A 22,612-nucleotide genomic window follows, 5' to 3' on the forward strand; every position below is an offset into this window, starting at 1 on the left:
CGGCATTTTTGTCCCTGTTTGACGGCCTTCAAGATGTGGTGCAGATCACAATTGGCCGTCTTCGTTTCCCATCAGCCTCACCGTGCGCAATGGTGTCCAACGAGCGCTTCCGACAACTCCAGTTCGGCGCGGCTGACGCCGCGCAGCGACCTGGAGCCCGTCGCACACACCGGGAAGATCGTCGAGCATCGTTCGCCACGGACGGCGGAGAGCCACGAACGCCGGTGCGTCGGCTGCGACGGTGGGGTCGGGGCGCTCGCGACGCCGGCGCGGCCCACCGACGGCCACGCGTCGCGTCGCGTCCTTGCCCCCGACGAAGGGACACTTCGTGAGTCGGCTGTGGAGCCGGTTCGGTGCCCGTACGGCCGCTGTCGCGCTGCTCTCCGTGGGCGTTGCCGGCGGCTTCTACCTGGGCGAAGACCGACAGGTCCAGCAAGAGGGCCTGACTGCGCAGGCCGGCCTGGAGGTCGACCAGGCGGAGTACGCGTACCAGCGCGAGCGGCAGGCGGACCACCGCCTGGAGTCGGCCCGGCAGCGGGCCGCCGAGTACCAGGCGAAGCTGCGAGCGGCGGCGGCCGCCAAGGAGGCCGCCCAGCGGGCCCGGGAGGCCGAGGCGGCCGCCGCATCCCGGAAGAAGGCACGCGAGGCGGCGGCCGCGACCAAGCCGTACGACGGGCCGATCCCGGCCTCCTGCGAGGAGTACAGCGGCAACCGGGCCATCGGCTGCGCGCTCATGCTGCAGGAGGGCTTCGCCATCGACCAGTTCCCGTGCCTGGAGAAGCTCTGGGAGAAGGAGAGCGGCTGGAACCACAAGGCCTACAACGAGGCGTCCGGCGCGTACGGGATCCCGCAGGCCCTGCCCGGCAGCAAGATGGGCTCGGTCGCGGCCGACTGGAAGACCAACCCGGCCACCCAGATCAAGTGGGGCCTCGGCTACATCGAGGGCCGGTACAACAACCCGTGCGGTGCCTGGCAGCACTCGCAGAGCAAGGGCTGGTACTGATCGGACGGTGACGACGGCGGGGTGGGCGGGGATCCGCACCCCGCCGTCGTCATGTCGGGGCGTGCCGGGGCGCCCGGGTGGCGGCCGGCCGGGATTGCTGATAGCTGTTGGTACGTGACCTGGCGCGATGGCTCGACGAGCGACGATCCCCAACGGTTCGGCACCGAGGCGTTCTACGCCGCCCTGGGCCGGGCCTTCGTCGCCATGTGCGCGGTCGTGCCGGTGCTGTTCCTCATCGAGGCGCTCGACGTCGGCCTGCACGTCAACCTCGACGTCACCGCCGGGATCATCCCGCACCGGATCCAGGGGCTCGACGGGGTGTTCTTCTCGCCGTTCCTGCACGCCGACTTCAACCACCTGTACAGCAACAGCATCCCGCTGATCCTGCTCGGCACCTTCGTGCTGGCCGCCGGCACCCGCCGGTTCCTCTGGTCCACGCTGGTGATCATCCTGGTCAGCGGCCTGGGCGTGTGGTTCACCGGCTCCCCGAACTCGGTGGTGGTCGGCGCGAGCGGGGTGATCTTCGGCTATCTCGGCATCCTGCTGACCCGCGGCGTCGTCGAGCGGAGCTGGTGGAACCTCGCGGTGGTGCTGCTGGTCGGCCTGCTCTACGGCTGGCAGTTGCTCGGCATCCTCCCCACCGACGAGCTCATCTCCTGGCAGGGGCACCTGTTCGGGCTGCTCGGCGGGGTCGCGGCGGCGATCCTGTTCCGCCGCCGTCGAGCGGATGGACCGGCGGGGGCACGCAGTGAGTCGCCCACGGTGACCCTGCCCTGACCGGGCCTCGAGCCGTCGGCGTCGGGTGCTTGCCCGGAGGCACCGGCCCGCCTACCGTCGGGACCAGCACGCGTTGATCCGTGAGCGGGAAGTGACGGTGCGCCATGCGCGAGGTCGATGTCGCCGTGATCGGCGCCGGTCCGGCCGGGCTCTTCGCCGCCTACTACGCCGGGTTCCGCGGGCTCTCCGTGGCGGTGATCGACGCGCTGACCGAGCCGGGTGGGCAGGTGACCGCCATGTACCCGGAGAAGCTCATCCTCGACGTCGCCGGGTTCCCCGCCATCAAAGGGCGGGAGCTGGTGGCGAACCTGGTCGCCCAGGCCGCGCCGTTCCATCCCGAATACCTGCTCGGCGCGCGGGCGGAGAAGCTGTCTTACCTCGACGGGCGGCCGGTGCTCGGCCTGGCCGGCGGCGAGCAGCTGCGCTGCGGCGCGGTGCTGGTGACCGGCGGTCTGGGCAGTTTCACGCCCCGGCCGCTGCCGGTGGCCGACAGCTTCGTGGGCGGCGGGATCGTCTACTTCGTACCGCAGCCGGCCGAGCTGGCCGGCCGGGACGTGGTCATCGTGGGCGGCGGCGACTCGGCCTTCGACTGGGCGGTGACGCTTGAGCCGATCGCCCGCTCGGTGACGCTGGTGCACCGGCGGGAGAAGTTCCGCGCCCACGCGTCGACCGTCGCCCGGGTGCGGTCGCTGCCCGTCCGGCTGGTGGTCAACGCCGAGGTGACCCGGTTGCACGGCGAGGATCAGGTCAGCGGCGTGGAAATCACCGTACGTGGCGGCGGGGTGGAGACCCTGCCGGTGGACACCCTGGTCGCCGCCCTCGGCTTCACCGCCGACCTGGGCCCGCTCGCCGAGTGGGGGCTGCGGCTGGACCGGCGGCACATCCTGGTGGACAGCGCGATGGCCACCAACCTGCCCCGGGTCTTCGCGGCCGGGGACATCACCGAGTACCCGGGCAAGGTCCGGCTGATCGCCACCGGCTTCGGCGAGGCGGCCACGGCGGTGAACAACGCCGCGGTGGTCATCGACCCGACGGCCCACCTGTTTCCCGGGCACTCCTCCGACGGCACCTGACCGCCGGCGTTCCGCCCCGTTGCCGAGGCGGGGGCGGGTCACGCAGCGGGCAGGCCGATGAGGTCGGCCACCAGGGCGATCTGGTGGTCGAAGTACTCGTCGCGGTGCGGGATGACCCCGTTCAGCCGCCCGAACAGCTCGAAGCTGATCAGCCCGAAGAGCTGGGTCCAGCCGGCCAGGCCGCGGGCCAGCAGCGCCTCCGGCAGGCCGGGGGAGAAGCCGGCGGCCAGTTCGGCGAGGTCGGCGCGGACCGGCTCGGGCAGCTCCTCGTCGGGCGGGCTGAGCCGGCCGGCGGCCAGGCCGTCGCGGAGGATGCCGACCAGGGTCAGCGGGGGCCGCGCCGCCGGTGCGACGGTGTCCTCCGGGGCCGCGTACCCGGGGACCGGGCTGCCGTAGAGCAGCGCGTATTCGGCGGGGTGGGTCAGCGCCCAGGCCCGGGCGGCTTCGCACGCGGCGTGCCAGCGTCCGCGCAGGTCGGCCCGGTCGACGGCGGCGTCGGCCGCCTCCACCGCCTCGCCGAGGGCGTCGTACGCCTCGAGGATCAGCGCGGTGAGCAGGTCGTCCCGGCTGGGGAAGTAGCGGTAGATCGCCGAGGAGACCATGCCCATGTCGCGGGCGACCGCGCGCAGGGAGAGGTTCGCGCCGTCGGTGGCGAGATGGCGGCGGGCCACCGCCTTGATCTCGTCGATCATGCCGGCACGGACCCGGGCGCGGAGCGTGTGAGCCACCATGCCCCCACTCTGCCACGACCGAGAGCGCTAATCAAAACCAAGAGCAGCGCTCTTGACAGTGAGCGGCGTGCGGTTCATGCTGGGGAGGTCGTAGAGAGCACCGCTCTCGGATTGGATCCATGCTTCGAAGGGTGGCCACCATGGCCCTGCACGTGATCGTCGGCGCCGGACCCGTCGGCACCGCCACCGCCCGCCTCCTCGCCGAGCGGGGCGACCGGGTGCGGGTGGTGACCCGCCGCGGCACCGGACCCGAGCACCCGGCGGTCGAGCGGGTCGCCGCCGACGCCGCCGACCCCGCCCGGCTGACCGCGCTGACCGAGGGCGCGGTCGCGGTGCACAACTGCGCCAACCCGGCGTACCACCGGTGGCCGGTGGACTGGCCGCCGCTGGCCGCCGCGCTGCTCACCGCCGCCGAGCGGACCGGCGCGGTGCTCGCCACCGTCGGCAACCTCTACGGGTACGGCCCGGTCGACGGCCCGATGACCGAGGCGACCCCGCTGGCCGCGACCGGCACCAAGGGGCGGGTGCGAAACCGGATGTGGGCCGACGCGCTCGCCGCACACCGGGCCGGCCGGGCCCGGGTCACCGAGGTACGCGGCTCCGACTACGTCGGCGTCGGCGGCACCTCGCTGGCGATGATGGTGCTGCCCCGGGTGCTCGCCGGCCGGCGGGTCTTCCTGCCGGTGGACTGGGACGCCCCGCACACCTGGACGTACATCCCGGACGTCGCCCGTACCCTGGTCGCCGCCGCGACCGACGAGCGGGCCTGGGGGCGGGCCTGGCACGTGCCCAGCGGGCCGGCCGTACCGATGCGGGACCTGGCCGTCCGCGCGGCGGCCCTGACCGGCGCGCCGGCGCCGAAGCTGACCCGGATGCCCTACCCGGTGCTCTGGCTCGGCGGCCTCGCCAACCCGATGGCCCGTGAGCTGCGGGAGACCGCCTACCAGTTCGACCGGCCGTACCTGATGGACTCGTCAGCCGCCACCGCCACCCTGGGTATCGAGCCGACCCCGCTGGACCAGGCGATCAAGGAGACGGTGGCGGGGCTGCGCGGCTGACCGTCAGCTTCAGCGGCGGTCCGAGCGCGGCGACGAGGACCGCGACCAGGGTCAGCACCGCGCCGAGCAGGGTGGCCGGCCCGGGGTGCGAGGCCGCCGTCGGCAGCGCCACGTCCAGCAGGACCGCGCCGACGATCTGCCCGGCGATGGTGGCCAGGCCGAGCAGCAGCACCCCGGTGAAACGGACGATGGCGGCGGCCAGCGCGATGAACACGATGCCGATCGGGCCACCCAGATAGAGCCAGGGCTCGCTGGGCAGGACGCCGCCCGGGCGGCCCCGGACCGCCACCTCCACGGCGAAGGTGGCGAGCAGCGCGACGGTGCCGACGGCGAAGTTGACCAGGGTGGCGGCCAGGGCACTGCCGGAGGCTCCCCGGACCCGGCCGTTCACCGCCTGCTGCCAGGCGATGCCCACCCCGGCCGCCAGCGGCAGCAGGGCCAGCGCCAGGGCGCGCGGGTCGCCGAGCCGGTCGCTCACCGCCAGCAGCACGGCCAGCACGGTGAGCACCGCGCCGACCAGCCGGTTCGGGGTGACCGGCTGGCGGCCGGTCGGGCCGATGCCGGCCCGGTCCACCAGCAGGCTGCTGCCGGACTGCCCGGCCACCACGGCGACGGTGAACACGGCCACCCCGAGGGTGCCGATGGTCAGCCCCTGGGTGGCCACCAGAAACGCACCGCACACCCCGCCGAGGCACTGCCACGGCCGCAGGGAGCCCTCGCGCAGTGCCGCCCGGAGGGCGGCCAGTCCCCGCCGGCCGCCCGGGGTGCCGGGGACCAGCACCAGCAGCACGAGCAGGCCGAGGCCGAACGAGACCACCGCGGCGGCGATCCCGTCGGCCAGGCGTACGCCCAACTCGCCGTTGATCCGGGACTGGACGGCCACCGCGACCCCCGAGGCGGTGGCCAGCCCGACGCCGGCGATCCGCCGCGCGGCCGACAGCGTGGGGGGCGCCGCCGTCCCGGTCGCGGTCACTCCTGCTCGGCCAAGGGTCGTCCGTCGAAGTCGACCGCCGAGTAGAGGGCAAGCTTCTCCAGCCGGTGGTACGAGTCGATCACCCGGATCGTGCCGCTCTTGGAGCGCATCACGATCGACTGCGTGTACGCCCCGCCGGCCCGGTAGCGCACGCCACGCAGCAGGTCGCCGGAGGTCACACCGGTGGCCACGAAGAAGCAGTTGTCCCCGGTGACCAGGTCGTCGGTGAACAGCACCCGGTCCAGGTCGTGCCCGGCGGCGAGCGCCTTCTCCCGCTCCTCGGCGTCCTTCGGCCAGAGCTTGGCCTGCATCATGCCGCCCATGCACTTGAGCGCGCAGGCCGCGGTGATGCCCTCCGGGGTGCCGCCGACGCCCATCAGCACGTCGACGTCCGACTCGCCACGGGCGGCGGCGATGGCACCCGCGATGTCGCCGTCGGAGATGAACCGGATGCCCGCCCCGGTACGCCGGATCTGCTTCACCAGGTCGTCGTGGCGGGACCGGTCCAGCACGCAGACCGTCACCTCGGCGACGTCGGTGCCCTTGACCTTGGCGATCCGGCGGATGTTCTCGGCCACCCCGGCGTTGATGTCGACCACGTCGGCGTACATCGGGCCGACGGCGAGCTTCTCCATGTAGAAGACGGCGCTCGGGTCGAACATCGCGCCACGCTCGGCGACCGCGAGCACCGCGAGCGCGTTCGGCATGCCCTTGCTCATCAGGGTGGTGCCGTCGATCGGATCGACCGCCACGTCGACCTCGGGACCGGTCCCGTCACCGACCTCCTCGCCGTTGAAGAGCATCGGGGCGTTGTCCTTCTCGCCCTCGCCGATCACCACGACCCCGCGCATCGGGATCGAGTTGATCAGCTTGCGCATGGCGTCGACGGCTGCCCCGTCGCCGCCCTCCTTGTCGCCCCGGCCGACCCAGCGGCCGGCCGCCATCGCCGCGGCCTCGGTGACCCGGACCAGGTCGAGGGCGAGATTGCGGTCGAGGTTCTGCGGGGTCCGCGTCCTGGTGGTTGTCATCACGGCTTCCTCCTCGCGACGTTGCGGGGTGGACCGGCACGCTGCGGCCGTCGCCGCCGCCGGCTTTGTCGCTGATCCTCACACGATGACAGCTCGCGCGCCGGGTCGGGGCGGAGGAGGCCAGGATCACGTCACCCGGACGGCTGCGAGAATGGGCGGGTGGAAGCCGCACACCCTGCCGATCGCGTACCGACCGACGCCACCCCGCCGGACGGCCAGCCACCCGTCCGGTCGACCGCCGGGGCGACCCCTCCGACGGCCGGCGAGCCCGCCCTCGTGGAGTCGCCGGGCGGGGTCGCGCCGCTGGCCGGCGCGGGCGACCACGCCGCGCCGCCCGCGCGGAAGGACCGGGCGCGCTCCGAGCGGTCGCCGCGGGACATGGCGCTCTCGCTGCTGGTGCTCCTGGTCCCGATCGCGCTGCTGCTCGCCTTCTACCGAGGCGTCCTGGGTGGGGACGAGCCGGCCACGGTCGATCCGGCACCCGCCATCGAGCAGGCCCGGTCGGCGGGCGCCTTCCCGGTCAGCCCGCCGGAGGGGCTGAGCTCCGGCTGGCGTACGGTCAGCGCGCGCTACCAGGCCGAGGCGGGCGGCGGGACGCTGCGGATCGGCTACCTGACCCCGGAGGGGCGCGGCGCGCAACTCGTGGAGAGCAACGTGGCCGCCGACAAGCTGCTCCCCGCCGAGCTGAAAGGTGGCCAGCCGCAGGGACCGGCCGACCTGGCCGACGGTAGCTGGCAGCGGTACACCGCTCGGGGCAACGAGCAGGCCCTCGTCCTGCTGGAACCGAACCGGACGGTGATCGTCGTGGGCGATGCCCGGGACAACGAGCTACGCCAGCTCGCCACCGCCGTGCGCTGATCCGTCCGTTTCCGGTGCCCCCCAAGGGCCGGGGCCGGTCCGCTAGGCTGCCCGGGCCGGACAAACTGGCACGCATCGCGCGTCCGCACCAAATACCAGAAAGAGAACCACGTGAACATTCGACGGTGGAGCGTCGGCGTCCTCGCCGCCGCCCTGTTCGTCCCTGGTCTGGCCGCCTGCAAGTCCGAGGCCGGCTCGCCGACCGCCGACAGCAAGTCCGCCGCCGCCTCGGGGATTCCGGCGGACCCGAAGGAGGCGCTCGCCGCCGCCACCAAGGAGATCCAGAAGGGCAACTTCACCTTCGGCATCAAGGGTGGTGAGTTCAACGGCAGCGGGACCGTACACATGCCGTCCAAGAGCGCCGAGATGAAGCTGGAGAGCGGGCAGACGGCCAACGACGACCTCGCCATGTCGATGCACCTCGTGTTCATCGACGCCGACAGCTGGGTCAAGCTCGAGCTCGCCGGGGCGATGGCGGACGCCGTCCCCGGTTTCAAGGCGATGAAGGGCAAGTACCAGCACCTGGACCGCAGCAAGATCAAGAACGCCAAGGAGCTGAACTTCGACTTCACCGACGTCGACCCGGCGGGCGCCGACAAGATGATCAAGGCGATCACCGACGTCAAGCAGACCGGCGAGGGCACGTACGCGGGCACGATCGACGCCACCAAGGCGAGCGACTCCGACCTGCTCGACGCCGAGACCGTCAAGGCGCTCGGCGCCCAGGCCAGCGCCGTGCCGTTCACCGCGAAGCTCGACGCGCAGGGCCGGCTGACCGAGTTCGCCGTCCAGGTGCCCGCCGCCGGCGGCGCCGAGGCGCAGGCCGTGACCGTCACGTACGCCGACTACGGCAGCGCCGCCGCCGTCCAGGCGCCCCCGGCCGGCCAGGTCGTCGAGGCGTCCGACCAGCTGTACCAGATGTTCCAGAGCTGATCCGGGTGCGGGTGGGGGCGGCGTCGGCCGGCCCCACCCGACGCGGGGTCGTCCGCCCGGAATGGACATGGATTGCCGAAGGCCGCTTCCGGGAACAGATGAGGGCACGAGCCCGCCGGGGCGCGACGCCGGCCGGACGGGGCTCGTGCGCCGCAGCCGGCGTCAGGGCAGCGGCGCCCCGCCTCCGGCACCTCCGTGGGCCGGACGACCCACCTGGAGAGTTCACGTGAAGATTCGACGCTTCAGCGCGGCGGCCTTCGCCGCGGCACTGCTCAGCCCCGCCCTGGCCGCCTGCAACGACAACGGGACCGGCACCGCGGGGACCACCGCCTCCCCGAGCGTCTCCGGCAGCGTCGCGCCGAGCGCTACGTCGGGCGACGCCAAGCAGGCCCTGCTCAACTCCACGAACGCGATCCGCGACGGCAACTTCCGGTTCAGCATGTCCGGCGCCGGCTCCACCGCCGAGGGGCAGGTGCACGAGCCGAGCCAGAGCGCGGAGATGCGGATGACGATCGGTGACCCGACGTCCGATCTGATGATGAAGCTGGACCTGATCCACTACAAGCCGGACAGCTGGGTGAAGCTGGAGCTGGGCGGCAAGGCCGCGAGCAGCGTGCCCGGCGTGCAGAAGCTCAACCTCGGCAAGTACCAGCACCTCGACCAGACCCGGATCAAGGGCAATCGGGCCCTGGGGTTCGACTTCGACAAGCTCGACCCGGCCGGCAGCGCCGTGCTGACCCAGGGCATCACCGAGGTCCGTCAGACCGGCGAGGGCACGTACGCGGGCACCGTCGACGTGTCCAAGGCGGCCGAGGCGGGCTCGCTCGACCCGGCGGTGATCACCGCGCTCGGGGCGCAGGCACAGTCGGTGCCGTTCACCGCCAAGGTCGACCCGCAGGGGCGGCTCAGCGAACTGGTCATGCAGATCCCCGCCGCCGGCCAGAGCGCCGCGCAGGACATCAAGATCGCCTACACCGACTACGGCAACGCCAGCGCGGCGCAGAAGCCCCCGGCCGACCAGGTCGTCGAGGCGCCGCCGGAGTTCTACAACCTGTTCAATTGAGCACGACGACGTCGACGGGGCGGCCCCGGCCGCCCCGTCGGCCGTCCACCCCAGGTCACTCCTCGGCGCGCTGCCGGGCGGCGTCGATGCGGGCCCGCGCCCCGTCCAGCCAGCGCTGGCAGGTCTCGGCGAGCTGCTCGCCGCGCTCCCAGAGCGCCAGCGACTCCTCCAGCGAGGTGCCGCCGGCCTCCAGCCGCTCCACCACGCCGGCCAGTTCGGCACGGGCCTGCTCGTAGCTGAGCCGCTCGTCCTTCTTCGCGTCAGTCATCGGCTCCCATCCCAACACATCGCTCAGCCGGCCACGGTCGCGGTGAGCTCACCCTCGGCGAGGCGGACCCGCAGTGGGTCGCCCTTGGCCACCTCGGACGCGGCGCGCAGCACGTGGCCGTCGGGGCGCTGGACGATCGCGTACCCCCGGTCGAGGGTCGCTGCGGGAGAGAGCGCGCGCAGCCGGGCCAGGGTGTGGCGCAGGTCGTCGGCGGCACCGCCGAGCCGGTGCTCCAGGCAGCGCCCGGCCCGGTCGCGCAGCGCGGCGACGTCGGCGCCCCGCTGGTCGACCATCACCTGCGGGCGGGCCAGCACCGGGCGGGAGCGCAGCAGGTCGAGGCGGTGCTGCTCCCGGTCGACCAGGTTGCGGACCGCCCGTTCCAGCCGGGACCGGGCCTGGCCGATGAGGCGTACCTCCTCGGTGAGGTCGGGGACGATCCGCTTCGCCGCGTCCGTCGGAGTCGAGGCGCGGACGTCGGCGACGTAGTCCAGCAGCGGCGCGTCCGTCTCGTGGCCGATCGCGCTGACCACCGGGGTGCGGCAGGCGAAGACCGCCCGGCAGAGCGCCTCGTCGGAGAAGGGCAGCAGGTCCTCGATGCTGCCGCCGCCCCGGGCGATGATGATCACGTCGATGCTCGGGTCCGTGTCGAGCGCCTTGAGCGCGTCGACGATCTGCGGCACCGCGCTCGGCCCCTGCACGGCGACGTTGACCGTGCGGAACTCCACCGCCGGCCAGCGCCGCCGGGCGTTGGTCAGCACGTCCCGCTCGGCGGCCGAGGCGCGGCCGGTGATCAGGCCGATCCGGCCGGGCAGGAACGGCGGCCGGCGCTTGCGGGCCCGGTCGAAGAGCCCCTCCGCGGCCAGCAGTTTCTTGAGCTTCTCCAGCCGCGCCAGCAGCTCGCCGAGCCCGACCTGGCGGATCTCGTCGGCGCGCAGGCTGAGCGTGCCCCGGGCGGCATAGAACTCGGGCTTGGCGTGCAGCACCACCCGGGCGCCCTCGCGCAACTCCGGCGCGCCCGCGTCGAGCACGTCCCGGTTGGTGGTCACGGTCAGGCTGAGGTCGGCCGAGGGATCACGCAGGGTGAGGAAGACGGTGGTCGCGCCGGGCCGGCGGCTGATCTGCGCGACCTGCCCGTCCACCCAGACCCAGCCCAGCCGGGCGATCCAGGCGCCGATCTTCTGGCTGACCACCCGGACCGGCCACGGCTCCTCGGACGTGCTCCGCCCCGCCTCCGCGCCGCCCCGCCCCACCTCGCTCACCCGCCCCACCTCGCTCACCCGCCCACCCTACGGCCCGGGGCCGACACCACCCGCGTCGATCATGAGGTTGGCGGCGATGTCGATCTCCGCTGCCGCCGCCAACCTCATGATCGACGGTTCAGGCGAGGGCGGCCAGCGCGGCGTCAGACCGGCCCTGCTGGAGTTGTCGCAGAGTCGCGGCCGCTGCCGGGGAAAAATCGGGCACGTACGATGGTCAGGTGACTGAGGCTGAGGCGACTCCCCGGACCGGCAAGCGCGTGCTCCTGGCCAAGCCCCGCGGCTACTGCGCGGGCGTGGATCGGGCGGTGCAGACCGTCGAGGAGGCGCTGCGGCTCTACGGCGCCCCGATCTACGTCCGCAAGCAGATCGTGCACAACAAGCACGTCGTGCAGACCCTGGAGGCCCAGGGGGCGATCTTCGTGGAGGAGAACGAGGAGGTGCCGGAGGGCGCCACCGTCATCTTCTCCGCGCACGGCGTGGCCCCCGAGGTGTACGAGCAGGCGAAGGCGCGCTCGCTCAAGGCGATCGACGCGACCTGCCCGCTGGTCACCAAGGTGCACCAGGAGGCCCGGCGGTTCGCGGCCGAGGACTACGACATCCTGCTGATCGGCCACGAGGGGCACGAGGAGGTCGTCGGCACCGCCGGTGAGGCTCCCGCGCACATCCAGCTGGTGGACGGGCCGGACGGCGTCGACAAGGTCACCGTGCGCGACCCCAGCAAGGTCGTCTGGCTCTCCCAGACCACCCTCTCGGTGGACGAGACGCTGGAGACCGTCGCCCGGCTCAAGCAGAAGCTGCCGCTGCTCCAGTCGCCGCCCAGCGACGACATCTGCTACGCCACCTCCAACCGACAGCACGTGGTGAAGGAGATCGCCCCCGACTGCGACGTGGTGATCGTGGTGGGCTCGCGCAACTCCTCCAACTCGGTCCGCCTGGTCGAGGTGGCCCTGGACGCCGGCGCCCGGGCCGGGCACCTGGTCGACTTCGCCCACGAGATCGACGACGCCTGGCTCGCCGGCGCCCGTACGGTCGGCGTCACCTCCGGCGCCAGCGTGCCGGACGAGCTGGTCCAGCAGGTGCTCGCGCACCTGGCCGAGCGGGGCTTCACCGACGTCGAGGAGGTCACCACCGCCAACGAGCGGCTGACCTTCTCGCTGCCGCAGGAGCTCAAGCGGGACCTGAAGGCCGCCGCGGCCGCCCGCGGCTGACCCGCCGGAACGGATCGGCGGCCCGGTACGTCCAACCGCTCATGAACACTCCTCGGACGGCGATCGTCGCCCTGCTCGCCTGCGTCGCCCTGGGCGCATGCGCCAGCCCGGGCGCCGACCCCGCCAGCCCCGGCCCGACGGGAGCCGCCCCGGTGACCAGCACGCCCAGCCCCGACCCCAGCGTCAGCCCGACCGACCCGACAGCTCCCACGACGGGTGGGCCGTCGAGCGGCGCCACCACCACGCTCACCGGCACCCTGCAGGCCGGGGTGGAGCCGGGCTGCCTGCTGCTCGACGGCAACCTGCTGGTCGGCGGCCCGCGCGACGTGCTGAAGGCGGGTGCCCGGGTGACCGTCACCGGCCATTCCCAGCCCAATCTGATGACCACCTGCCAGCAGGGCACCCCCTTCGTGGTGGAGTCCGCCCGCCCGGCCTGATCCAGATGAGGCAGGAGGCCCGCCCCCACGTCGGGGACGGGCCTCCTGCCTTGTTGTCGAAGCGTCAGCTGACGTTGCGTACCACGACGTCACCGCTGCCGATGAGGATGTTGGTGTCGGTGCGGACCTGCACCGTGCCGTAGAGCACGCGGCCGGTCGCCGGGGCGGCCTTCACGGTCACCGACCCGGGCACGATCCACGAGGTGCCGCTGGGGCGCGGCGCGTTCGTGTCGCTCACCGCGACGGTGCCGAAGGTCGGGTTGGTGAAGACGTCGACGTAGTCGTAGCTGGTCGAGCCGGCGGGCACCGAGTACCCGTCGACGCGGACCTTCCAGGCACCGGTCGCCGGGTTGTTGATGGTCACCGACTCCTCGGAGTCGCCGTCGGCGCTGCGTCCGGCCTCCACGCAGGTCCCGGACGTGCAGTTCAGCACGTACAGGTCGAGGTCGGCGGCCGGGTCGGCGGTCCCGCCGATGGTGGCCCGCAGCTGGGTCGAGCCCGGAGCGACGGTCAGGTCGTACTCCTGGACGGTCCGGTTGGCGATGGTGAACGGACCCTGCCGGGCGCTGCCCAGCGTGCCGCCGACCGCCCGGCCGGTGAACGAACCGAGCGTGCTGGTCAGCGAGTACGACCGGGTCACCGGCACGTCCGGCTTGGCGGAATCGATCACGTCGGGGTTCGGGGTGACGGTCGCACCGAGAACCGAGGCGGTCAGCGTGAACTTGGTCCACTCCGCGTCCGAGGTACGCCGGCCGTCCACGGTGATCTCCCAGACCCCGGCGAGGGGGTTGGAGGTCGTGCGGCTGTTCGGCGAGCCGGTGGCGCAGGCCCCCGCGGCCGGGACGAAGCAGGAGGTGGACGCGTTGTCGTCGATGTTGACGCCGTACGGGTGGTAGCGCAGGAACCGCGCCTGGCCGGAGCCCGGCTCGGTGGACGGGCCGGTGAAGTCCACCTTCAGCGCGGGCGTGCCCACCGGCACCCGGAAGAAGTAGCGCAGCGACTGGTTACGGCCGACCTTGCCGTTGATCGTCACCTGGAAGTTGTCCGCCGCGGCGAACGTGTACGGGGCGATCACGGTGTTCATGGTCTGGTAGTCGACGCCGGTGGTCGCCGGGTCGTCCAGCCGCAGGATCGCCGAGTGCGCACCCGGCGACGCCGGGTTGATCGCGACGGGCACCTCGACGGGCTTGTTCAGCGGCAGAGCTACCGACGTGCCGGAGGAGAAGGTGCCGTCGTTGCCGATCCAGGACAGGTCGTAGGTGACGGCCGGCGACCCGCCGGTGGTGCGGGTGAAGGTGTAGGTGCGGGTGTACTTGCGGCCCACGGTGACGCCTTCGCGGTCGTAGATGCCTACGCCGACACCGGGGGTGGCAAGGAAGCCGGAGAGCACGGTGTTCACCGGGACCGAGGAGGTGATGTCCACGGTCTTGATGTTCTTGCGCAGCAGCTCGTACGCGGCCGGCACGTTGATCAGGCCGGCGCCCTGCTCGTACGCGCCGATGTCGTCGAGGAACCGGGCCGAGGACATCATGGCCTGCCGGAGCTGGGCCGGCTTGCGCTGGAAGCCCTCCGCCTTGGCGGCGCCGACGAGCAGCGCCCCGGCGCCGGTGGCCTGCGGCGCGGCCATCGAGGTGCCGTTGAGCATGGCGTAGCCCGGGGGCAGCGGGTACGTGCCCGCGACCGGGCCGCCCGGCTGCCAGGTCGGGGTGCTGGAGATGGCCGAGCCGGGCGCGACGAGGTTGGGCTTGAACCCGCCGTCCTCGCGCGGCCCACGGGAGCTGTAGTAGTGCAGGTTGTCCCGGTTCGACGAGCTGGAGCCGTAGTTGGCCCGCCAGGTGGCGTCGGTGATGTACGAGCCGACGCTGACGACCTTCTCCGCCACCGACGGGTCACCGACGGTGTTGGTGCCGGGCCCGCTGTTGCCGGCCGAGATGAACATCTGCACCTTGTACTGCTCGATGAGGCGGTTGTAGAGCAGCGCGCGGGTGTTGTTGCCGTCGTTGAGCGACGGCAGGCCGCCGATCGACATGTTGATGACGTCCACGTTCGCCTGCTTGGCCGCGTAGATCATGCCCTCGATCAGGGCGTGCGAGGTGCAACCCGCGACGAAGAGGCAGACCCGAACGGAGACCAGCTTGGCGCCCGGGGCGACACCGGTCATCTTGCCGCCGAACAGCCCGTTGGCGGCCGTGATGCCGGCGACGTGCGAGCCGTGCTGGCCGGACACGATGCCGATGTTGACGAACTTGTTCTTGCCGTCGACCTGCACGACGAACGGCATCGCCTCGGCGATCGGGGTCGCCGGGTTGTCGGTGCCGAAGGTGCCGACGTCGTTGCGGACCTTGTAGTCGGTCATCGGGGTCTGGTCGGCGAAGGAGCCGTCCTGGTTGGTGTCGACCCAGACGGTCTTGTTGCCGTCCCACAGCACCCCGAAGAGGCCGCTGCTGCCGGCCGGGTTGCCGTCCCGGTTGACGTCGTTGCCGACCTCACCGCCGAGCGTGGCGGCGCGCTCGTTGAAGACGCCGAACCGGTAGGAGCCGGCGCCTGGCGCGGTCCAGGTGCGGCCGTCGACGGCGAAACGCGGGCCGGAGACGTTCGTGGTCATGCTGACCCAGGTCGGGTCAGCGTCGTCGGTCGGCGAGGTCGCGGTGACCCAGTCGATGATCTTGCGCTCGCCGGTGGTCGTCTTCTGCAGTGCCGGGTGCGCCAGGTCGACGCCGGTGTCGAGGATGCCGATGGTGACGCCGCGCCCGTCGAGCGTGGGGTGCTCGGCCACGAACTGCGCCGCTCCCATGTCGCGGGTCGGCATGTACGGGTTGTCGGCGGGGGTGTCGGGGCCCGGCGCGGGCTGGGGCGCCGGCGACTCGCTGCCGTCCGGGCGGGGGTCGGGCAGCGGCACCACTGCGTCGATCTCCACCGTCTGCACGCCGCTCAGCCGCGCGATCTGGTCGGCCCGGTCGGTGGCCACGCTGGCGCGCAAGTAGCCCAGGTCGTCGTCGCGGTAGCCGATGGCCGCACCGAGCGCGGCGAGGCGGCCGGCGACGGCGCTGGACTGGCCGTCCTCTGCGCCGACCAGCACGTCGACGCTCTGCTGACCCTGCTGCTTCGCCTCGGCCAGTCGATCCTGGTCGGTCGGGCTCCAACCGGCCTTGGGCACCTCGGGCGAGGGCTCGGCGAGGGCGGGGCTGCCGGCGGAGGTCAGCGTCAGGGCGCCGGCGGCCAGCATCGACGCGAGGATCGCGGCGGGTATGCGCCTGCGTCTGATGGGGGTATTGCTCACGTTCTCTTCCTCCGAAAGGGGGGCAAGGGAGGGCGGGTGCCAAGTTGGACGGGGCGGATTGGCGCGACCGTCACTGCTCCAGCGACCGATGTGACAGCTCCGTTACATCGAACGGTCCGCCCGCAACAGTGGCGTAAGTCATTGCCCAACGGCAACCCAAAATGGACATGCCCGGATGTCGATCGGCCATAACGGAGCAGCCGCTCGGTGAGCCAGGGGATCGGCTGAACGGCAGGAGCCCGCCCTGGGCGCAGGTTCGCCCATCGCCAACATCCCCGGGTGGGCGGGGGGACGGGCCACCCGCGGACCGGCCCGCGCGCTCAGTGGGACGGGCGGTGATCTCGCTCGGCAGTGGCGGTCGGTTCATCGGCCGCCCGTAGCGTGGCCGGCCGGAGCGCGGTCGGGCCGTCCGACCCGGCCAGCTCCGGCGCCTGCGGCTGGCGCGGTGCCACCTCGACCTGAGCCGGAGCGGTCAGCTCCTGGTCGGAGACGCCCAGCTCGGCCAGCTTGCGGGCGCTGACCAGCACCCGTGCCTCCAGCGAGCCCACCGCCCGGTTGTACGCGGTAACCGCACCGCCCAGCGACGCGCCCAGCTTTCCGACGTGGTCGCCCAGGGTGGACAGCCGCCCGTACAGCTCGCGGGCCAGCAGGTGCACCGTGGCCGCGTTGCGGGCCAGCGCCTCCTGCCGCCACGAGTACGCCACCGTGCGCAGCAGCGCCACCAGGGTGGCCGGCGTGGCCAGCACGACGTTGCGGGCGAACGCGTGCTCCAGCAGGGTCGGGTCGCGCTGCAACGCCACGTCGAGGAACGGGTCCGCCGGCACGAAGAGCACCACGAACTCGGGCGACGGGTCGAACGCGGCCCAGTAGGACTTGGCGGCCAGCGCGTCCACGTGCCCCCGGAGGTGTCGGGCGTGCGCGTCGAGGTGGGTGTCCCGCCCCCGCTCGTCGCGCGCCTCCATGGCGGTCAGGTACGCGTCGAAGGGCGCCTTGGCGTCGACCACCACCGTCCGGCCGCCGTGCAGCCGGACCACCAGGTCGGGGCGTACCCCCTGATGGTCGGTGGCACCGGTGACCTGCTCGGAGAAGTCGCAGTGCTCCAGCATCCCGGCCGCCTCGACGATCCGGCGGAGCTGGTGCTCGCCCCACCGGCCGCGGACCTGCGGGGCGCGCAGCGCCGCGACGAGCTGCTTGGTCTCGGTGCGCAGCTCACCGGAGACCGTGCTCATGGCCCGCACCTGCTCGCGCAGCTCCGCGTACGCGTCGACCCGGTCGCGTTCCAGCTCGGCCACCCGCTGCTCGTAGCGCCGGAGGGTGTCGTGCAGCGGGGCCACCGCCCGCGCCACGGCCTCCTGCGACTGGGCGGTCGCCTCGTAGCTGAGCGCCCGCATCGACTGCTCCAGCCGTCCCTCGCCCTCCCGGGTGGCGGCGAGGGTCGCCTCCAGCCGGGCGATCTGGGTCGCCGAGCGGGACCGGGCGGCCAGCCAGCCCACCGCGCCGCCCGCGGCGAGACAGATGATCACCACGGCCAGCGTTGCGATGCTCGTCACCCTCCGAAGCTTGCCAAACAGGTACGACGTGACCCCCGTGGGTACCGTCGAGTCATGAAAGTTGGGCTGTGGTTCGTCCTGCTGCTGATGCTCGGGGGTGCCTACATGTTCTGGCGGTGGGGTAGCAGGTCCCGCGAGGCCACCGAGCTGGCTGACGCGCGGGCCGAGGCGCAGCGCTGGTACGAGCGGCTCGGCGGGCAGCTCATGAACCTGCACGGCGACGCCCCGGCGGTACGCCAGGCGCTGGCCGACGCGGGCGAGCGGTACAACGCGGCCGGCTCACAGCTGGAGCAGGCGCGTACCCCGCGCCAGTTCGCGCTGGCCCGGGAGACCGCGCTGGAGGGGCTGGCGTACATCCGGGCGGCCCGGACCGCGCTGGGCATCGACCCGGGGCCGGACCTGCCGCCGCTGGCCGCCGCCCGGGGCGCCGGGATGCTCACCAAGGAGCGCGAGGTCAACGTCCAGGGGCAGACCTACCGGGCCGGGCCGCAGCCGGGCAGCGGCACGCCCTACTACTACCCCGGCGGCCACTGGCAGGGCCGGCGGGTGCCCGCCGGCTGGTACTCGACGCCGTGGTGGAAGACCGCGCTCGGCACCGGCGCCGGGGTGCTCGGCGGCCTGCTGATCGCCGACGCGCTCCTCTCGCCCGCCTTCGCCGACCCGGGCTACGGCTACGAGGCCGGCTACCAGGAGGGGTTCCAGGACGGGGTCGGCGACGGCCAGGACTACGGCGACCAGTTCGCCGGCGACCAGGGCGGCAACGACTTCGGCGGCGACCAGTTCGCCGGCGGCCAGGGCGGCGGCGACTTCCCCGGCTACGGTGGCGGCGACTTCTCCGGCTACAGCGGCGGGGACTTCGGCGGAGGCGACTTCGGCGGCGGGGACTTCGGCGGCGGCGACTGGTGACCCCGCCAGGCACCGCGCACCGCTCGCCGGCGCCCGCCACCTCCCCGATCTGGCGGGGTTGACGCGGCGCGGATGCCACCACCTCGCCGATCGCGCGCAGCGGCGAGCACCGGTCCCGCCACCTCGCCGATCTGGCGCAGCGTCGCCCACCGGTCCCGCCACCTCACCGATCTGGCGCGGTGGCGAGCACCAATCCCGCCACCTCGCCGATCTGGCGGTGAGTTGCGGGGCCGGCCGTCAGCCGGTGTTGCGCATGCCGGCGGCGATGCCGTTGACCGTGGTGAGCAGCGCCCGCTCCAGCGCCGTACCGTCGTTGGGGGCCCGGCGGCCGCCGGGCGCGGTCGCCATCGCGCGGCCCGCCGCGCCGGAGTCCCGGTACTGGCGCAGCAGCGCCACCTGGAGGTGGTGCAGCGGCTCCAGGTAGGTGTCCCGCACCGCCAGGGTCCGCTGGAGGACGGGCGAGTTGTCCAGCAGCGCCGGCGAGGCGGTGACGGCCAGCACCTCCTGCTTGGTCAGCTCGTACTCCTGCTCGATCTTGTCGAAGATCGGGTGCAGCTTCTTCGGGACCAGGGTCTCCACGTAGCGGCGGGCGATGGTGAGATCGGTCTTGGTCAGCATCATCTCCACGTTCGACAGGAACGTGCGGAAGAAGTGCCAGTTCCGGTGCATCTCGGCGAGTACGTCGTCCAGGCCGGCGGCGCGCGCGGCGGCCAGCCCGGACCCGACGCCGAACCAGCCGGGGACGATCTGCCGGGTCTGGGTCCAGCCGAACACCCACGGGATGGCCCGCAGGCCGGCCAGGCCGGCACCCGTGTTCGGCCGCTTCGCCGGCCGGGAGCCGATGTTCAACTGGCCCAGCAGCTCGGTTGGGGTGGAGGCCCAGAAGTACGCGGGCAGGTCCGGGTCCTCGACCAGCGACCGGTACGACCGGAACGCCGCCTCGGAGACCACGTCCATGGTGGCGTCCCAGCGTTCCAGCATCTCGGCCGGCTGCCGGGGCGCGGTGTGCAGCAGCGTCGCCTGGAGCACCGCGGCCACGGTCAGTTCCAGGTTCTCCCGGGCCAGGGCGGGCAGCGTGTACTTGTCGGAGATGACCTCGCCCTGCTCGGTCACCTTGATCGCGCCGTCCAGCGTGCCGTACGGCTGGGCCAGGATGGCGTCGTGGGTGGGGCCGCCGCCCCGGCCGACCGTGCCGCCCCGGCCGTGGAAGAGCCGCAGGTGTACGCCGTGCCGGGCGGCCACGTCGCGCAGCGCGCGCTGGGCCCGGTGGATGGACCACTGGCTGGTGGTGATGCCGGCCTCCTTGTTGGAGTCGGAGTAGCCCAGCATCACCTCCTGCACGTCGCCCCGGGCCGCGACGAGCGCCCGGTACGCCGGCAGCGACAGCAGCTCGTCCAGCAGTTCGCCGCCGGCGTTCAGCTCGGCCGGGGTCTCCAGCAGCGGCACGAAGCCGATCCGGGCCCGGCCGCTGTGCACGTCGATCAGGCCGGCCTCGCGGGCCAGCACCACTGCGGCGAGCACGTCGTCCACGCCGAGGGTCATCGAGATGATGTACGACTCGATCACCTCGCTGCCGAACCGGTCCTGGGCCTCGCGGATCGCCCCGAACACGTCGAACGTCTTCCGCGCGGTCTCGGTGAGCGGCGTGTCCAGGGTGGAGAGCGGCCGGCGGCCGGTCAGCTCGTCGGCGAGCAGCTTGGTGCGCTCCAGCCGGCTCAGCGACGGGTAGTCGGGCACCTCGCCGACCGCCCCGTAGAGCTGGGCGAGGACGGCGTGATGCGCCTCGGCGTGCTCGCGGACGTCCATGGTCGCCAGGTGGAGCCCGAACGCGGAGACCGTACGGATCGCCGAGGCGAGCCGGCCCACGGCGGTGAGCTGCCCGGAGTTGCGGGCCAGCGAGGCACGCAGCAACTCCAGGTCGGCGATCAGCTCGGCGGACCCGCGGTAGTCCCGCCCCGGCACGTGCGGGGTGCCGTTGCGCAGCCGCTCCCGGGTGTTGGTCAGCTTCGCCTTCACGCACCGTGCCTTGAGGCGGTAGGGCTCCTCGGCGTTGACCCGGCGGAACCGGGGCGCCACCTCGGGCAGCGCGTCCAGATCGGTGGCGAGGCTGGCGGAGAGGTCGAGGGAGACCGCGCGCAGCCGGCGGGAGACGGAGACCTCGCTGATGAGCTCGTCCATCGCCTTCTCGGTGGCCTCGATGCCGTGCTCGTGCTGGATCTGCAGCACCTCGCGGGTGACCGTCGGCGTGACGAAGGGATTGCCGTCCCGGTCGCCGCCGATCCAGGTGCCGAAGGTCAGCGGGCGGGCGGTCGGCGACGTCTCCACGCCGAGGGTGCGGAGCGTGTCGGCGAGGTCGTCGAGGACCTGCGGGGCGGCCTCGGCGTACAGGTCCCGCAGGTAGTAGATGGCGTTGCGGGCCTCGTCGGTCGGGTCGGGCCGGTCCAGCCGCAGCTCGTCGGTCTGCCACATCAGGTCCAGCAGTTCGGCCAGGCGCCGGTTGGCCGGGCCCTCGTCGCTGGCCCCGTAGAGGATGGCGTTGGCGGTCTCGGCGTCCAACTCGTCGGCGATGGCGCGCAGCTTGGACAGGATCGACCGCCGGGCCGCCTCGGTCGGGTGGGCGGTGAAGACCGGGCGTACCGCCAGCCGGCGGGCCACCGAGGCGATCTCCTCGGCCGGGACCCCGCGCTCGGCGATCATCTTGGCCGCCTGGTCCAGCCAGCCGCCGTGCATGGCCCGGCGCCGGCGCAGGTCGCGGGCCCGGTGCACCTGCTCGGTGATGTTGGCCAGGTGGAAGTAGGTGGAGAAGGCGCGGGCCAGCTTCGTGCCGGTGGTGACGTCGAGGCCGGCGAGGCGCTGCGCGGCGGCGGGGGCGTCGGAGCGGACCTGGGCGCGGATCTCCTCGACCAGGTCGAGCAGCGGCCGGCCCTCCTGGCGGGCGAGGGTCTGCCCGAGCAGGGTGCCGAGGCGGCGGATGTCGGCCCGGAGAGCGGCGTCGGGCCCGTCGTGGTCGTGCTGGTCGGTCACGGTGCGCTCCTTACGCGAGTACGAAGGACAGCGCTGTCCGACTCCCTGGATCGTATCCGTGTGCGCCCGGGTGTCAGGAGGGGGACGGGGTGATGATGTGCACTCCGGGACGGATCGACGGGCTCAGCCATCGGTGGCCGGTCTCCCGGGTGCGGCCGGGCGGGCCCGCGCGGCGCGGACGGCGCGCCGGTGCGCCCGGAAGATCGTCGCGGTGACCAGCCCGAGGATCCCGAGCAGGACCCAGAGCGCCAGCCCCACCAGCGGCCAGCGCCCGGCCCGCCAGTCGAAGTAGACCGCCGACTTGAGCAGGTCGGTGGCCAGCCCGGTGACGTTCCACCGGTGCATCCCGTGCAGGAAGGTCGGCAGGAACTCCGGGGCGTAGATGCCGCCCGAGCCGGGATTGCCGAGCACCACCAGCAGCAGGATCACCAGGCCGGTACCGAGCAGTCCCAGCCACCCCTGCACCGCCGCGGCGACCATGCCGGCGGCGAACACGGTGAGCGCGCCGACCAGGAAGACCGCCAGGACCTGGTGGGCCCAGATGCCCATCACCGGCCCGACCAGCACCGCGCCGATGATGCCGAGCAGCACGGAGTGCACCGCGAGGGTGACGATCCGCAGGCCGGCGCGGCGCAGGCTGCGGGGCGCGGTGCCGAGCGAGATACCCAGGGCGGTGGACGCCAGGTAGCCGCCGAGCACCAGGCCGACCGCGAGGTAGAACGGCACCAGCCCACGCGGGTCGTTGGCGGAGACGGGCACCTCGTCGGTGACCTGGAGCGGCAGGTTGGCCTGCCCGGCGGCCTGGGTGAGCACCTTGGTGACCAGGTCGGTGGCGGTGGGCGCGCCGGCGCTGGCGATGGCCAGGATCAGGCCGCCGCCCGGGTCGGTGTGCAGCACCGCGTAGACCTCGCGGGACCGCAGGGCGTCGAGGGCGCGGTCCTGGTCGTCGTACTGGACGGGTTTGATGGTGTCGGTCCGGCTGCGGACGGCGGCCAGCACCGCCTGGGCGCGCTGGTCGCTGCGGGCCACCCCGACCGGCACGTCGCGCGGGGTCGGCTTGTGCAGCGCCCCGACGTACGCCGCGATGAACGCGGTGGCCAGGGCGAGCGTGCCGACCAGCAGCGCCGCCGCGCGCGGCAGCCAGTCGCGTACCGGAAGCTCCGGCCCCTGATCGCCCACGTGG

Annotated in this window: 19 protein-coding genes; 10 read left to right on the forward strand and 9 right to left on the reverse strand. The window is 73.0% G+C overall.

Annotated features, from left to right (window positions below):
- The first annotated feature begins 328 nt into the window (after positions 1 to 328).
- The 3 genes from ACFYM6_RS07765 to ACFYM6_RS07775 all read left to right on the forward strand — a co-directional run bounded on the left by ACFYM6_RS07765 (position 329) and on the right by ACFYM6_RS07775 (position 2,853).
- Positions 329 to 1,003, forward strand: a complete 675-nt coding sequence (locus ACFYM6_RS07765; RefSeq protein WP_387273282.1) for a lytic transglycosylase domain-containing protein — start codon at positions 329 to 331, stop codon at positions 1,001 to 1,003.
- A 114-nt stretch (positions 1,004 to 1,117) separates the two neighbouring features.
- On the forward strand, positions 1,118 to 1,780 hold the full coding sequence (locus ACFYM6_RS07770; protein WP_387273284.1) for a rhomboid family intramembrane serine protease: 663 nt from the start codon (positions 1,118 to 1,120) through the stop codon (positions 1,778 to 1,780).
- Between the two features lie 104 nt (positions 1,781 to 1,884).
- A complete protein-coding gene (locus ACFYM6_RS07775) occupies positions 1,885 to 2,853 on the forward strand; it encodes an NAD(P)/FAD-dependent oxidoreductase (protein WP_387273286.1) in 969 nt (322 codons plus the stop codon).
- A gap of 38 nt (positions 2,854 to 2,891) precedes the next feature.
- On the opposite strand, the gene ACFYM6_RS07780 is transcribed toward ACFYM6_RS07775, so the two are convergent.
- On the reverse strand, positions 2,892 to 3,584 hold the full coding sequence (locus tag ACFYM6_RS07780) for a TetR/AcrR family transcriptional regulator (RefSeq protein WP_387273287.1): 693 nt from the start codon (positions 3,582 to 3,584) through the stop codon (positions 2,892 to 2,894).
- A 140-nt stretch (positions 3,585 to 3,724) separates the two neighbouring features.
- Between ACFYM6_RS07780 and ACFYM6_RS07785 the strand changes: the two genes are divergently transcribed.
- On the forward strand, positions 3,725 to 4,642 hold the full coding sequence (locus ACFYM6_RS07785) for an NAD-dependent epimerase/dehydratase family protein (protein ID WP_387273749.1): 918 nt from the start codon (positions 3,725 to 3,727) through the stop codon (positions 4,640 to 4,642).
- Here the strand turns inward: ACFYM6_RS07785 and ACFYM6_RS07790 are convergent.
- Complete coding sequence (locus tag ACFYM6_RS07790) at positions 4,611 to 5,615, reverse strand: DMT family transporter (protein ID WP_387273289.1); 1,005 nt, start codon at positions 5,613 to 5,615, stop codon at positions 4,611 to 4,613. The genes ACFYM6_RS07785 and ACFYM6_RS07790 overlap by 32 nt on opposite strands.
- Positions 5,612 to 6,643 (reverse strand): class II fructose-bisphosphatase, encoded by a 1,032-nt coding sequence (glpX, locus tag ACFYM6_RS07795; protein WP_387273291.1) that lies wholly within the window; start codon positions 6,641 to 6,643, stop codon positions 5,612 to 5,614. The genes ACFYM6_RS07790 and glpX overlap by 4 nt, the downstream gene beginning before the upstream one ends.
- Before the next feature lie 159 nt (positions 6,644 to 6,802).
- Here glpX and ACFYM6_RS07800 point away from each other — a divergent pair, with 159 nt between their 5' ends.
- The 3 genes from ACFYM6_RS07800 (at position 6,803) to ACFYM6_RS07810 (ending at position 9,497) form a co-directional block, all read left to right on the forward strand.
- Positions 6,803 to 7,501, forward strand: a complete 699-nt coding sequence (locus tag ACFYM6_RS07800) for a DUF4245 domain-containing protein (protein ID WP_387273293.1) — start codon at positions 6,803 to 6,805, stop codon at positions 7,499 to 7,501.
- 111 nt (positions 7,502 to 7,612) lie between these two features.
- The gene (locus ACFYM6_RS07805) at positions 7,613 to 8,434 is read left to right on the forward strand and encodes a hypothetical protein (protein ID WP_387273295.1); all 822 of its coding nucleotides are present in this window, start codon (positions 7,613 to 7,615) and stop codon (positions 8,432 to 8,434) included.
- Between the two features lie 226 nt (positions 8,435 to 8,660).
- Positions 8,661 to 9,497: a hypothetical protein gene (locus ACFYM6_RS07810; RefSeq protein ID WP_387273297.1), complete on the forward strand. Its 837-nt coding sequence runs from the start codon at positions 8,661 to 8,663 to the stop codon at positions 9,495 to 9,497.
- Between the two features lie 55 nt (positions 9,498 to 9,552).
- Here the strand turns inward: ACFYM6_RS07810 and ACFYM6_RS07815 are convergent, their stop codons facing one another.
- Together ACFYM6_RS07815 and xseA are read right to left on the reverse strand one after the other, a co-directional pair.
- Positions 9,553 to 9,765 (reverse strand): exodeoxyribonuclease VII small subunit, encoded by a 213-nt coding sequence (locus ACFYM6_RS07815; RefSeq protein WP_357437775.1) that lies wholly within the window; start codon positions 9,763 to 9,765, stop codon positions 9,553 to 9,555.
- Positions 9,766 to 9,788: 23 nt separating this feature from the next.
- Positions 9,789 to 11,042 carry an exodeoxyribonuclease VII large subunit gene (xseA, locus tag ACFYM6_RS07820; protein ID WP_387273299.1) on the reverse strand — a complete coding sequence of 418 codons (1,254 nt, stop codon included), beginning with the start codon at positions 11,040 to 11,042 and terminating at the stop codon, positions 9,789 to 9,791.
- Positions 11,043 to 11,242: 200 nt separating this feature from the next.
- Here xseA and ACFYM6_RS07825 point away from each other — a divergent pair, with 200 nt between their 5' ends.
- Positions 11,243 to 12,232 (forward strand): 4-hydroxy-3-methylbut-2-enyl diphosphate reductase, encoded by a 990-nt coding sequence (locus tag ACFYM6_RS07825; RefSeq protein ID WP_387273300.1) that lies wholly within the window; start codon positions 11,243 to 11,245, stop codon positions 12,230 to 12,232.
- Positions 12,233 to 12,273: 41 nt separating this feature from the next.
- Positions 12,274 to 12,669 carry a hypothetical protein gene (locus tag ACFYM6_RS07830; protein ID WP_387273302.1) on the forward strand — a complete coding sequence of 132 codons (396 nt, stop codon included), beginning with the start codon at positions 12,274 to 12,276 and terminating at the stop codon, positions 12,667 to 12,669.
- 64 nt (positions 12,670 to 12,733) lie between these two features.
- On the opposite strand, the gene ACFYM6_RS07835 is transcribed toward ACFYM6_RS07830, so the two are convergent.
- A complete protein-coding gene (locus ACFYM6_RS07835) occupies positions 12,734 to 15,949 on the reverse strand; it encodes a S8 family serine peptidase (RefSeq protein ID WP_387273304.1) in 3,216 nt (1,071 codons plus the stop codon).
- A gap of 320 nt (positions 15,950 to 16,269) precedes the next feature.
- The gene (locus tag ACFYM6_RS07840; RefSeq protein ID WP_387273307.1) at positions 16,270 to 17,499 is read right to left on the reverse strand and encodes a DNA recombination protein RmuC; all 1,230 of its coding nucleotides are present in this window, start codon (positions 17,497 to 17,499) and stop codon (positions 16,270 to 16,272) included.
- 54 nt (positions 17,500 to 17,553) lie between these two features.
- On the opposite strand from ACFYM6_RS07840, the gene ACFYM6_RS07845 reads away from it, so the two are divergent.
- Positions 17,554 to 18,405, forward strand: coding sequence for a hypothetical protein (locus ACFYM6_RS07845; protein WP_387273309.1), 852 nt, complete (start codon positions 17,554 to 17,556; stop codon positions 18,403 to 18,405).
- Positions 18,406 to 18,642: 237 nt separating this feature from the next.
- Here ACFYM6_RS07845 and ppc read toward each other — a convergent pair whose 3' ends face one another.
- Positions 18,643 to 21,429: a phosphoenolpyruvate carboxylase gene (gene ppc, locus ACFYM6_RS07850; protein WP_387273311.1), complete on the reverse strand. Its 2,787-nt coding sequence runs from the start codon at positions 21,427 to 21,429 to the stop codon at positions 18,643 to 18,645.
- 123 nt (positions 21,430 to 21,552) lie between these two features.
- A complete protein-coding gene (locus ACFYM6_RS07855) occupies positions 21,553 to 22,608 on the reverse strand; it encodes a hypothetical protein (protein ID WP_387273313.1) in 1,056 nt (351 codons plus the stop codon).
- Positions 22,609 to 22,612: the final 4 nt, after the last annotated feature.

It is taken from the genome of Micromonospora sp. NPDC006431 (genome assembly GCF_042870725.1).
GTDB lineage: Bacteria > Actinomycetota > Actinomycetes > Mycobacteriales > Micromonosporaceae > Micromonospora.

What these genes read in the sequence shown, in the direction of transcription:
- ACFYM6_RS07775 (WP_387273286.1), top strand. Translation starts at nt 1,885, where the DNA reads ATGCGCGAGGTCGATGTCGCCGTGATCGGCGCCGGTCCGGCCGGGCTC.
- ACFYM6_RS07845 (WP_387273309.1), top strand. Translation starts at nt 17,554, where the DNA reads ATGAAAGTTGGGCTGTGGTTCGTCCTGCTGCTGATGCTCGGGGGTGCC.
- ACFYM6_RS07830 (WP_387273302.1), top strand. Translation starts at nt 12,274, where the DNA reads ATGAACACTCCTCGGACGGCGATCGTCGCCCTGCTCGCCTGCGTCGCC.
- ACFYM6_RS07785 (WP_387273749.1), top strand. Translation starts at nt 3,725, where the DNA reads ATGGCCCTGCACGTGATCGTCGGCGCCGGACCCGTCGGCACCGCCACC.
- ACFYM6_RS07815 (WP_357437775.1), bottom strand. Translation starts at nt 9,765, where the DNA reads ATGACTGACGCGAAGAAGGACGAGCGGCTCAGCTACGAGCAGGCCCGT.
- ACFYM6_RS07780 (WP_387273287.1), bottom strand. Translation starts at nt 3,584, where the DNA reads ATGGTGGCTCACACGCTCCGCGCCCGGGTCCGTGCCGGCATGATCGAC.
- glpX (WP_387273291.1), bottom strand. Translation starts at nt 6,643, where the DNA reads ATGACAACCACCAGGACGCGGACCCCGCAGAACCTCGACCGCAATCTC.